This window comes from Methylomonas sp. EFPC3 (genome assembly GCF_029643245.1).
Classification (GTDB): domain Bacteria; phylum Pseudomonadota; class Gammaproteobacteria; order Methylococcales; family Methylomonadaceae; genus Methylomonas; species Methylomonas koyamae_B.
The window spans coordinates 2535711-2548289 of the sequence record NZ_CP116398.1; the positions used below are offsets into that span (position 1 = coordinate 2535711).

Annotated in this window: 10 protein-coding genes; all 10 read left to right on the forward strand. The window is 59.3% G+C overall.

Features of this window, described 5'->3' with window-relative positions; all coding sequences use genetic code 11:
* The first annotated feature begins 3 nt into the window (after positions 1 to 3).
* The 10 genes from PL263_RS11325 (at position 4) to PL263_RS11370 (ending at position 12490) form a co-directional block, all read left to right on the forward strand.
* The gene (locus PL263_RS11325) at positions 4 to 2940 is read left to right on the forward strand and encodes a PAS domain S-box protein (RefSeq protein WP_278209498.1); all 2937 of its coding nucleotides are present in this window, start codon (positions 4 to 6) and stop codon (positions 2938 to 2940) included.
* Positions 2937 to 5678, forward strand: coding sequence for an EAL domain-containing protein (locus PL263_RS11330; protein WP_278209499.1), 2742 nt, complete (start codon positions 2937 to 2939; stop codon positions 5676 to 5678). Before PL263_RS11325 ends, PL263_RS11330 begins: the two co-directional genes overlap by 4 nt.
* Before the next feature lie 336 nt (positions 5679 to 6014).
* Positions 6015 to 6293: a hypothetical protein gene (locus tag PL263_RS11335; RefSeq protein ID WP_278209500.1), complete on the forward strand. Its 279-nt coding sequence runs from the start codon at positions 6015 to 6017 to the stop codon at positions 6291 to 6293.
* An 8-nt stretch (positions 6294 to 6301) separates the two neighbouring features.
* Complete coding sequence (locus PL263_RS11340; RefSeq protein WP_278209501.1) at positions 6302 to 6478, forward strand: hemin uptake protein HemP; 177 nt, start codon at positions 6302 to 6304, stop codon at positions 6476 to 6478.
* A 76-nt stretch (positions 6479 to 6554) separates the two neighbouring features.
* Entirely contained in the window at positions 6555 to 7340 is a 786-nt protein-coding gene (locus PL263_RS11345) for an energy transducer TonB (RefSeq protein WP_278209502.1), read from the forward strand.
* A 4-nt stretch (positions 7341 to 7344) separates the two neighbouring features.
* On the forward strand, positions 7345 to 8088 hold the full coding sequence (locus PL263_RS11350; protein ID WP_278209503.1) for a MotA/TolQ/ExbB proton channel family protein: 744 nt from the start codon (positions 7345 to 7347) through the stop codon (positions 8086 to 8088).
* The gene (locus PL263_RS11355) at positions 8088 to 8513 is read left to right on the forward strand and encodes a biopolymer transporter ExbD (protein ID WP_140910836.1); all 426 of its coding nucleotides are present in this window, start codon (positions 8088 to 8090) and stop codon (positions 8511 to 8513) included. Before PL263_RS11350 ends, PL263_RS11355 begins: the two co-directional genes overlap by 1 nt.
* Positions 8514 to 8907: 394 nt before the next feature.
* On the forward strand, positions 8908 to 11358 hold the full coding sequence (locus PL263_RS11360; protein WP_278209504.1) for a TonB-dependent hemoglobin/transferrin/lactoferrin family receptor: 2451 nt from the start codon (positions 8908 to 8910) through the stop codon (positions 11356 to 11358).
* Between the two features lie 14 nt (positions 11359 to 11372).
* On the forward strand, positions 11373 to 11618 hold the full coding sequence (locus PL263_RS11365) for a hypothetical protein (RefSeq protein ID WP_256610225.1): 246 nt from the start codon (positions 11373 to 11375) through the stop codon (positions 11616 to 11618).
* A 140-nt stretch (positions 11619 to 11758) separates the two neighbouring features.
* Positions 11759 to 12490, forward strand: a complete 732-nt coding sequence (locus tag PL263_RS11370; protein WP_278209505.1) for a VPLPA-CTERM sorting domain-containing protein — start codon at positions 11759 to 11761, stop codon at positions 12488 to 12490.
* The last annotated feature ends 89 nt before the right edge of the window (positions 12491 to 12579 follow it).

Genomic DNA, 12579 nt, shown 5'->3' on the forward strand with positions numbered 1-12579 from the left:
CCGATGCGATTGAACATTCACCACCGGCTATCTCTGATATTGTGGGGATCGGCTGTCTTGATCTTCATATTGCTCGGCGGCGGTTTGCTGATACATCAAAACCTGACTTTGGAGCAACGGGTCCATCAGATCATGGAACCCTACGCAGACTTGATCGCGGTCGGCACCGACAGCGCGGTGGCTTTCGAGGACGGCCAACGCGCCCAGGAAATTCTGGATACGCTGAAATACAATCCGCAATTGCTGGGGGCACACATCGTCCTCAGCGACGGCCGACTGCTGGCTCAGATCGGCAATCAGGCTGAAACCAATTTCGCCGGCGTCGACAACCGCGACGGCATTTATCTGGCTCCGGCTCATGCCGACTGGGTGCAAACCCTCCCCAGCGGCGCCCGTCTGCGCCTGAGCATGAATCTGAAACAATTGAACCGCGAAACGCGTCAGACCCTGTGGTTATTCGGCGCCGGGGTCTTGATCCTGATGGGAGTTACCTGGAGCCAGTTGATGGTTTTGCGCCGCACGGTGGTAAGGCCGATCGCGGCGTTAACCGAAGCCACCGAGCGGGTGCGAGCCGAAGCCGATTACCGGCAACGGGTACCGGCCGACGGCAACGACGAACTGGCCCGGCTCGGCCGCAATTTCAACGCCATGATGGCGGCGATTCAACAACGCGACGACGCCTTGCACCAGCTCAACCTGTTTCAACGCACTATTCTGGACAACGCCGCCCACGGTATCGTATCCACCAACTGCGACGGCATCGTCACCAGTTTTAACCCGGCCGCGGAACGGCTGTTGGGCTACCCGGCCGCAGAGGTGGTCGGGCGGGCAACACCGGCGTTGTGGCACGATAGCGAAGAGATCGAACTGTGCGCTGGCGAGCTCTCGGCGCAATTCGGCCAAACCATAACGCCGGACTTCGGCGTGTTCACTGCCCTGGCGCAATATCATTCGCCTGAAGAACGCCAATGGACGTTTATCCGCAGCGATGGCAGCCGCTTGCCGGTCAATCTTTCGGTGACGGCATTGCGCGACGAAAGCGGCCGTATCGGCGGTTTCGTCGGCTTGTTTTATGATCTGTCCGAACGCAAACAGGCGCAACAGCGTTTGCAATTGCTGAGCTTCGCACTGGACAAAGTCAGGGAAACCATCCTGCTGATGGGCGAAAACGACCCGCGGTTTTTGTACGTCAATCAAAGCGGAGCCCATACCCTGGGTTACAGTGTCGCGGAATTGACAGGGGGCATGAGCGTGTACGACATCGACCCGACTTGGACGCCGGAAATGTGGCGAGAATTCTGGCCGCAGTTGTTGGAACACCGGCAAATTCAGTTCGAATCCATGCATTGCACCCGTCAAGGCCGCGTGTTTCCGGTGGAAATCACCGGCAACGCTTTCGAGTTCGACGGCAAAACTTACAATTTGGCGATCTGCCGCGACATCAGCCAGCGCAAGCGAACCGAAGAAGAACTGCGCCATTACCGCGACCGCTTGGAAGAAACCGTGCAGCACCGTACCGAAGAACTGCAAATGGCGCGAGATGCGGCGGAAACTGCGAATAAAGCCAAGAGCGCATTCCTGGCTAATATGAGCCACGAACTGCGCACACCGTTGAACGCGATTCTGGGGTTCTCCAGCCTGATGCGTAAAAGCGCACAACTGGCGGAGCGCGATCTGCGCAATCTGGACATCATCAATCGTAGCGGCGAACATCTCCTCAGCCTGATCAACCAAGTGTTGGAAATGGCCAAAATCGAATCCGGCCAAGTACCGTTGGCGGAAGCGACTTTCGACCTGCAGGCGATGGTCGACGACGTGCTGAACATGATGCGCGCGCGCGCCACCGAAAAAGGGCTCAGCCTGGCGCTCGATCCGGCATCGGCGTTTCCGCAGTTCATCGTCGGCGACCAATCCCGCTTACGCCAAGTCTTGATCAATCTGGTCGGCAATGCTTTGAAATTCACGTTCAAGGGCGGCGTCACCGTTCGCCTGCGCAGCAAACTTAACGCCACTGCGCACCTGCTGATAGAGGTAGAAGACACCGGCGTCGGTATCGCCGAGCAAGACCGGCAACGCATCTTCGAACCCTTCGTCCAGATCGGCCAAACCGCCGCGAGCAAAGGCACCGGTCTGGGCCTGAGCATCACCCGCCAATTCGTACAATTGATGAACGGCAGTATCGGACTAGAAAGCGTCGAGGGCCAGGGATCGCTGTTCCGAGTCGAACTGCCGCTACGCATATCGGAACCGGCCAAAGGCGCCGCTCAGCAGGCCGCGGCAGACGAACGCGAAGTGTTGGGGCTGGCGCCGGACCAACCGGAGTACCGGATTCTGATCGTCGAAGACCAGACCGACAATCAACTGCTGCTTTCCTGGATCTTGGAAGCCGTCGGTTTCAAGGTCAAATTGGCCGAAAACGGCCGGGACGGGGTGGAACTGTTCCAAAGTTGGAAACCGCACCTGATCTGGATGGATCGGCAAATGCCGGTGATGGACGGTCTGGAAGCCACCCAAACCATTCGGGCCTTACCGGGCGGCAATGCGGTAAAAATCGTCGGTGTGTCGGCGTCGGCATTTGCCGAACAGCGCGACGAAATTTTGGCAGCGGGCATGGACGAATTTATCGGCAAGCCCTACCATCCGGCCGAAATCTACGATTGCCTGGCCCGGCAATTGGGGGTACGTTACCGCTGTGCCAATGCGCCGGCCGCCGAGACGCCGGCCTTCAGCACGGACAGCCTGAGCAAGCTGCCGGCTGCGGTGCGCTACGATCTGGAAAATGCCTTGAAAAGCCTGGAAAACCAACGTATCGCCGACGCCATCGGCCAAGTCCGGGCGCATGATGAGCAACTGGCCGCAGCACTGGCGCTGCAGGCCGAAAACTATAACTATCCAGCGATATTGAAAGCATTGCGAGCCAATCGAGGCGATTCGACATGACCAGCCGTCAATCCAGAATTCTTGTCGTCGACGACACCCCGGCATCGCTGAAGCTGTTGTCGGAACTGCTGCGGGCGGAAGGCTACGAGGTCCGCTCCGCCATCGACGGCGAATTGGCACTGGAATCGGCGTTCGACAACCCGCCGGATCTGGTGATGTTGGACATCATGATGCCCGGCATCGACGGCTTCGAAGTCTGCCGTCGGCTGAAAGCGCACCCGGCCACGCGGCAAGTGCCGGTCATCTTCGTCAGTACCCTGTCGGAAACCGAAGAAAAAGTACAAGGCTTCCATTTGGGGGCGGTGGACTACGTGTCCAAGCCTTATCAGCGCGAAGAACTGCTGGCGCGGGTGCGGACCCATCTGGAAATCGAACGCCTGCGCAACCGGCTGGAAGAGGCGGTGGCGGAACGCAGCAGCCAGCTGTACCAGAGCGAGCAAAAACTCAGAACCACGCTGGACGATTACATTTCCGCCCACACCCAATTGCACACCCTGCTGGATACCATTCCCGATCTGGTCTGGCTGAAAGACCCGAACGGGGTGTATTTGACCTGTAACCTCCAATTCGAACGCCTGTACGGTGCCGGCGAAGCCGAGATCGTCGGCAAAACCGACCACGACTTCGTCTCCGCCGAACTGGCCGACTTTTTCCGCGACAACGACCAAAAAGCAGTACGGGCCGGCAAGGTATGCGCCAACGAGGAATGGCTGGAATTTGCCGACAACGGCTACCGCGGCCTGTTCGAAACCCTGAAAACTCCGGTACTGGACCGAAACGGCAAGTTGATCGGCGTGCTGGGTATCGCCCGCGACATTAGCGAACGCCGGGCGGCCCAGGCCAAAATCCAGCGCCACATGCAACTCTACGCCGCATTGAGCCGGTGCAATAAAGCCATCGTCCAGTCCGCCGACGAGGCAGACCTTTTCCTCAGCGTTTGTCAGGCTGCGGTGGAATTCGGCGGCATGAAGATGGCATGGGTCGGCCTGCTGACTGCCGACCGGAGCGCGCTTCGCCCATGCGCCAGTTTCGGCGAGGGCGCCGACGAACTGCAAACCATCGACATGGCCTTGACCGCCGGCAGCACCTTCAGCCGCAGTCCCACCAGCGTTGCGATCCGCGAACAACGGCCTTATTGGTGCCAGGACTTTCAAAACGATCCGTTAACGCTGCCATGGCGAGCCCAAGCGCTAAAAGCCAATTGGAAAGCGTCTGCCGCTCTGCCCTTGCACCAGGGCGCCGGCGTGTTCGTGTTGTATGCCGACGAAGTGGACGCTTTCGACGCCGACGCCCGCGACCTGTTGCTGGAAATGGCTACCGACATTGATATTGCGTTGGACAACTTCAGCCGCCGCAGGGCCCAGCAACAAGCCGAAGCCGAAATAGAGCGGCTGGCATTTTACGACCCGCTGACCGGCCTGCCCAACCGCCGCCTGCTTTACGACCGCCTGCATCAGGCCATCGTCGCCAACGCCCGCGTCGCCAGCCACGGGGCTGCGCTCTTCATCGATCTGGACAATTTCAAGACGCTGAACGACACCAAAGGCCATAACCACGGCGACTTGTTGCTGGTCGAAGTGGCTCGCCGTCTGGAAGACAGCGTACGCGAAGGCGACACCGTGGCCAGGCTGGGAGGCGACGAGTTCGTCGTGATTTTGAACGGCCTTAACGCCGATCCGGGGCAGGCTTCGGCCCAAACCAAAATGATAGGCAGCAAAATCCTGACGGCGATCAGCCGTCCCTACCCGCTGCAAGGCTACGAGCACCATTGCTCGGCCAGCATGGGCGTCGGCTTGTTTCGCGATCCGGATACCACGGTAGAAGAGCTGCTGAAATGCATCGATACCGCGCTGTATCAGGCAAAACGCAGCGGCCGCAACAGCATGCAGTTTTACGACCCGGCGATGCAACAAGCGCTGGAGACCAAAGCCGCGCTGGAAAACGACTTACGCCGGGCACTGGAAGAAAACGGTTTCCTGCTCTATTTTCAGCCGCAAGTCGACCAGGACGGCAACATTGTCGGTGCCGAAGTCTTGATCCGTTGGCAACATCCGCAACGCGGTCTGGTCGGGCCGGCGGAATTCATCCCGCTGGCCGAGGAAACCGGGCTGATTGTGCCGATCGGCAATTGGGTGGTGGATAGCGCCTGTGCCCAGTTGAAACATTGGGCGGACCGGAGCGGATTCGATAACCTGCAACTGGCGGTCAACGTCAGTGCGCCGCAATTTCGGCAGGCGGATTTCGTCGCCCAGGTCCGCCGGACGATTGCGCGTCACGGACTCTGTCCCAGCCGCCTGAAACTGGAACTGACCGAAAGCCTGGTATTGGCCGATATCGACGATACCATCGTCAAAATGCAGCAACTCAGGGAAAGCGGCGTCAGTTTTTCGATGGACGATTTCGGCACCGGCTATTCGTCGCTGTATTACCTGACCAAGCTGCCGTTCGATCAGTTAAAAATCGACCGTTCCTTCGTGCACAATCTGGGCGTGAGCCAAAACGACGCGGTCATCGTCCAGACCATCATCGGCATGGCCGACAATTTGGGTATCGAGTGCTTAGCCGAAGGCGTCGAAACCGAAGAACAGCTCGCCTTTCTGAAAGCCCACGGCTGCCATTTCTACCAGGGCTTTCTGTTCGGCCGGCCGCTGCCGCTGGAACAATTCCAGGCCCGGTTACAGGAAGCCAGCGACCAACCGACAAACCTCGACCTACGCGTCTTCGATAGCCGCCCCTAGCGGGGTCTTGCCGGCGGGCGTCCTAGTTCCCGGCGTTCTACGGCTTTGGTCCGGCCGGCGCGCAAACCTCACTCTCTCCCGATCCATCCCGAATTTTCATCCGCTGACGCTTGCCTTCGGCCGCGTCCGGCTCGAGCGTTCGCGCAGGAATATATTTTTGCTTGACTTATAATTGCGAATCATTATCATTTGTATCAAATGCTATTGCTTCTCTCGCGGTGGCATCTCCGCATCTTCGGTCTCGCTTGGAGCATGCGGTTTTTTAAGCCCGTTAATCCGGTGTCCTCGCTAACAGTAAAGCGGCCGCCGGGTTAGCACCCTGACAACGAGGTCTCTATGGACGAAGCCGAAACCACGGCCGGATCACAAGCGGAATTGACCCGGTTGCATGCGACCACCTGCCTGTTGATGACTCAGTTCATCAGCGGCCGGCACTGCCCGAAACTGTCGCAGCAAATCGTCAGCCAGCTCGGCCATTTGTTATCCCATCCGCAATCACAAACGCGGTCCGAAAGCCGCGAGCTATACCAACAACTACTGATGCACTGGCAAGGAGTGACCCAACAATTGATAGACCTTAAGCAGCAACAGCGGCAAACCGCCGTTTACCACTGAACCTTGTTATGAATGAGCTTAACCCTAAAAACAAAGACGTTCGAATCGCCGCCACCGTCGCCAACCGCCCGCGCCTCAGTACCCGCGAGTTGTTCGCCGCCCAGAGCGAAGTGATTATCGAGCACCAAGGCGAAGAATATCGCTTACGCATCACCAGCAACGGCAAATTGATTTTGACCAAATAAACCGTAGTACCGCATAGCCAGCCAACCGGACGGTAGCCAGCCAAGCGTAACCAACCCACGCAATAGTCGAGGCTATATGACCGTCAATCTGTGTTTTCTACAAGCCATCGCCGTAGCAACCAGTCCGCAACGGCAACCCGCGTTCCGCCATGCCGGTTCGCAGCCGCAGCCTTCAGCATCCGGCCATTGGCTCGGTCTGAGCTTGGTCCTTGCCTTGCACATTGCCGGTCTATGCCTGATTCCGGACAGCCAGCCCGAAGCCAAAATCACGCCGCCGCAGGCCATCATGGTGAATTGGATCGCCGCACCGGCCGCCAAAGCGCCTACTCCGGCTCCGCCGCCGGCCGCCGCCCAAGCGAAACCGGAAGCGGTCAAACCCAAAGCCAAACCCTTGCCTCAGGTTGCCAAACCGAAACCGATACTGGCCACGCCCAGCGAAACCGCCTCGCCGATCAGCCTGCCGGCCGAACCGCTGCCCGCACCCGCACCCGCACGGCCGGCACCTGCCGCCGTTTCGACAGCAGAAGCCGCACCGGCCGCGGCCAAAACCAGCGAAATCGACAACAATCAGGCGCCATTGACCCTGCCCAATCTGAACGCCGACTACCTGAACAACCCGCCGCCGGCCTACCCGCCGATCTCGCGCCAATTGGGCGAACAAGGCAAGGTCTACTTGCGGGTTTTGGTCAACGTCGAAGGCAACGTCGATCAAGTCACGTTACGCAAAACCAGCGGCCACGAACGCCTGGACGCCGCTGCGCAGGAAACTGTCAAAAAATGGCGTTTCGTGCCGGCCAAACGCGCCGAACAAGCGGTCGCCGCTTGGGTGGTGGTACCGATTTCATTCAGCCTCGAGGGATAAAGCCATGTCGTTCAACCAAAATCTCAGTCATTTTTTGTCGCAAAGCGACACCGTCGGCCAAACCCTGTTCGGGCTACTGCTGTTGATGTCGGTCACCAGTTGGTATTTCATCGCCGTCAAGGCCTGGCAAGGCTTGCAGGCGCGGCGAAACAGCAAACAATTCCTGAACCAATTCTGGAATGCCGCCTCGCTGGACGAAGTGGCGCACTCGCTGCATCAACACCGCGACGACGAACCGTTTTCGCATCTGGCATACCACGCTATCAGCGCCAGCCGCCACCACGCCAAGCACGGCAAACAACGCCTGCAGGAAGCCGGTTCGGCCAGCGAATTCCTGACCCGCGCCATGCGCCGGGTCATCGACGAGGAAACCGCCAAGCTGGAATGGGGCCTGACCGTACTGGCCTCGATCGCCAGCACCGCGCCGTTCGTCGGCCTGTTCGGCACGGTCTGGGGTGTTTACCACGCCTTGATCGGCATCGGCGAAAGCGGCCAGGGTTCGCTGGAACAAATCGCCGGCCCGGTCGGCGAAGCACTGATCATGACCGGCCTGGGCTTGGCCGTGGCGATTCCGGCCGTACTGGCCTACAACGATTGCGTCCGCTCCAACCGGGTATTGCTGGCGCAACTCGACGCCTTCGCCCACGACCTGTTCGCGTTCCTGACCACCGGCTCGGCCATCGCATCCGGCGCGGCGCCGGCCAATCCCGCCCAAAAACTGACGCTGGTTAGCGTGGGAGCGGAATAATGGCCTTCGGCAACTTCGACCAAAACAAAGCCGGCGGCCATTCGATGGCCGAAATCAACATGGTGCCGCTGATCGACGTGATGCTGGTGCTGTTGGTGATCTTCATGATCACCGCACCGATGATGACCCACAGCGTCAAAATCGACCTGCCCAAAGCCAGCAGCCAGGTGCAGCCGCCGACACCGGTCGAGCCGGTGAATCTGGCGATAAATGCCGACGGCCAATTGTTCTGGAACCGGGACGCCGTCAGCCGCGAGCAATTGCAACAACGCTTGCAGCCGCTGGGCCAGCAAGCCGACGCCCCGGAAGTGCATATCCGCGCCGACCGCAACGTGGCTTACCACTTTATCGCCGAAACCCTGGCCGACGCGGCGAATGCCGGCGTCAGCAAGATCGGCTTCGTCTCGGAGCCGGAGAAAAAATAGTACGCAAAATTCCGACCTTTGCCGGTTTTGGGATGTCTGGCGTAGGCGAGGTAGGGACGCCGCGTTGTCATGGTATGAACAGTAAAACGCCGTTACGTCAGATATCCCAAAGCCGGCAAAGACACATGCCGACCGCTTTCGTGCCGCTGCAAACCGGCCGGCGGTGGACAACCGAGCACTGGTAGCAACGATGCCGCCAGCCGTCGCGCCGATCTGCCCGGCGCCTGGCTGCGCGGCGCAGGACACCGACAAGGACCCGTCGGCCGACAAGGATGTCACCCTACACGGATAAATTAACAGCCGGCACCGAATAGCCGGCAAGCAGTACCAACCGAAACAACCCGCCAGCCCCCTAGCCGTCGCGCCAGGCAGCCAGCAGTAACCACTGTATGCCATGGCAACCAAACTGAATTACTCATCGACAACCCTCGGCCGCTGCCCCTATGCGGCCTGCGCCGAATCTGCCGAGACTTGCAGCCGCGCCGCACTGTGCACGCTGCTATGGCTGCTGGCCGCTACGCCGTTGGCGGCCGAGCCGGTCGAAGCCGAAGTCGTCGAGGCGCCCGAAGAACTCGAGCTGGAAACCGTCACGGTCAAAGCCCAAACCGAAAAACCGGCCGCCGCCCCGCCCGGCACCCAATCGACGATAGACGCCAAAACCATCGAGCAACGCATGATCCGTAATATCAAGGATTTGATCCGCTACGAACCCGGCGTCAACGTCGGTAACGATCCGCAGCGCTTCGGCGCCAGCGGTTTTACGATCCGCGGCCTGGGCGGCAACCGGGTGTTGATGCAGATCGACGGCGTGCGGCTGCCGGAAGCTTTCAGTATCGGCTCGTTCTCCAACGCCACTCGCAACGCGGTGGACATGGATGCGCTGAAAGCGGTGGAAATCGTGCGCGGCGCCGGCCCGGCCGCTTACGGCGGCGACGCCATGGGCGGCACGGTCAATTTCGTCACCAAAGACCCGCGCGACTACTTGAACGTGTTCGGCAAGGACTATTACACCGGCCTGAAACTGAACTACAACACCACCGATAACGGCTTTACCCAAACCGCCACCTTCGCCGGGGCGCTGGGCGGCTGGGAGAGCATGGCGCTATTCACGCACATGGCCAGCAACGAAACCGACAACAAGGGCAGTGTCGAAACCCTGGGCAGTACTCGTACCGCGCCCAGTCCGCAGGACAACGGCAATTACAACCTGCTGACCAAACTGCTGTACCGGTTCGATGATGACAACATCTTGCGGCTGAGCGGCGAATGGCTGAACAGCCGTTCCGATCTCGAAAGTCTGTTCATCATGGGCGAGCCCGACTTTAGCGGCCGCTTTGTCAACCGCATGCTGACCACCGATACCCAAACGCGTTGGCGGCTGACGTTGGACCACACCCTGAAGCACCTGGACACGGCATTCGTCGATGATGCCATGTGGAAGTTTTACACTCAAAAATCCGCCACCGGCCAAGTCACCCTGCAGGACCGCACTAATGCAAACGAAGGTAACACGCTGACCACACGACTGTTCGATTTCGCCAACGACGATTTCGGCGGCGAATTGAAATTGAACAAAAATTTCACGCTCGGCGAATCCCGGCACGCCTTGCAATACGGCGGCCAAATCAGCAAGAACAGCATCGAACAACAACGCGACGGCAGCCGTGCCTGCCTCAGCGGTTCACCTAATCCATTAGTTTGTGCCAAGGGCAGCATCAGCAACGCGGTTACGCCGGACGATTTTCCGGTACGCGACTTTCCGCGGTCCACCGTCACCAAGGCCGGCGCTTACATCGAGGATAACATCGGCTTACTCGACAAACGCATCGAACTGATTCCGGGCGGCCGCTTCGAATATTTCCGCTTGTTGCCGGAAGTGGATTACCTGTTTCAAAAAGCCTCGGATGCCGCGGTTGCGGAAGGTGGCGATCCGATTGTGCCCAGCATCATCGACGCCCATGCCTTCCTGCCGAAGTTCGGCGCCTTGCTGCACCTCACCGATATTTTCAGCGTGCACGGCCAATACAGCCACGGTTTCCGCGGCCCCAACTTCAGCGAAAGCAATTTGGGCTTCACCAACGTCACCGGCGGTTACAGCACAATACCCAATATCAACTTACAGCCGGAAACCAGCATCGGAGCCGAAGCCGGCTTACGCGGCCGGGGCGCGGCCGGAGAGTTCGATATCAGCGTTTACCGCAACGATTACCAACAATTCATTTACCAAAAGACCATCTGTAATCCCGTCAAATCCCTGTGTCCACCGCTGAATTTCCTGACGTATCAAAACGTCAACAGCGCCGACCCGATCCGGATTCAGGGGATCGAATTCAAAAGCCGGTTTAATCTGGACTGGCTGACACCGGTGCTAACCGGCGCCAGCCTACTGGTCAGCGGTTCTTATACCCAGGGCATCAACCTGGAGACGCAGCGCAGCGACGACGAGGCACTCAGACAAATCAGCCCGAAGAAAGCCGTCATCGGTTTGAGTTACGACCAGCCCGGCGGCGACTGGGGCTCTGAGTTGATTCTGACCCTGGTCGGCCCGAAACAAGCCTCAACCCTGCCGCAGCCCGCCGACGAGGTGGAAGCAAAAGCTCGGCTGCTGCCCAGCGGTTACGGCGTTATCGATTTCAACGCTTACTACAACGCCGGCAAACATCTCAGCTTCAACGTCGGGGTGTTCAATCTGCTGGACAAGAAATATTTCGACTGGGAAGACATCAACACCCGCGGCAACGACCCGCACGCCACGTTGAACCGCTACTCCAGTTCGGAATATTGGGGAGACCGCTATTCGCGGCCGGGCCGCAACCTCGGCGTCTCCATGAAACTGGCATTTTGATCGAGGACAAACCGATGAGCACAACAGCCAGGGCCAAACAGGCGGCCCAACGCAAACTGGAAACCCTGTTCGGCGATCTGCTGGATCACGACGGTTACGGCGACTTGCGGGTAGAAATGCGCCTGCTAAAACGCGGCCAGAAGGAAGTCATCATTTACTGCGGCAAACAGTATCGCTACGTCGTGGACTTTCAAGCACGGGATGCGGCCAGCGTAAATCGCTCGGCGCAATCCGCTGCGGAGCCGGGAAAACCGGATTGATTTTTAAATTTCCGCCACCGCAACCACAGACGCGGATCGCCGGCACGGGGCCGAAGCGGCGGAAACAATTTTTGGCAAAACCAACGCTGCGTCTTCACGGCGAAGAGCAACGCTAATTCAATCAAGCATAGGAAAGCATTATGAAAACGACTCATCAACTGACTTTGATCGCCGGCCTGTTATCGCTGTCCGGCGCGGCCTTCGCGGATATCACCAACGGCCCGAATCCCTACGCCGCCGGCTACGGTTTCGACACACCCACCGAAGCGACTTGGGGCGGCTGGACTCGCGGCGATGCCGGCACGCTCTACGCCGAATGGGATACCTTTATTGACAGTACCTATCCCGGCACTCGCACCGCCGCACCCGATGTCGGCAGCGCCGGCACCAGCAACGCCAATATCGCCTGGAATGCCGGTACCTTCGCCGCCGGGTCGGGCAATCTCTACAGCTTCAGCGTCATTGAAGACTTCACCGCGTCGTTAAGCGGCAGCACGGCGTCAGGCCCGCTACGCGTAGCCCTGCAATTCGAAACCTGGGGCGTACCAATGGATTACGACAGCATTTTGCTGAACGGCGCTGCGCCGACCTATGTCGACACGACCTATTTCGAGGCCAACTATGCCAGTTCTTTCGGCCCTGTCGATCTGGTCCAGTATCTGGCGATCTGGGATCTGCCAACCGCGGCGGCCAGTTACGCATTCGACTTCAACAGCGCCGAACACAGCATGAGTCTGGCCCAGATCGCAATCGACATCGGCCCGAATACCGGCCCAATTTCCGGAGTACCGCTGCCGGCCGCGGTGTGGATGTTCGGCGCCGGGCTGATGGCCGTGCTGGGCGTGAATCGTAAAAAAGGCTTGGCGGCCTAGGCCGCCGTTTGCGCTTGGCGCCGTCGGCGCCAAGCCCGACTACCGCGATGCCCGCCACAGCGGCATCGCGTTTTAGCAACCGGAGTTAA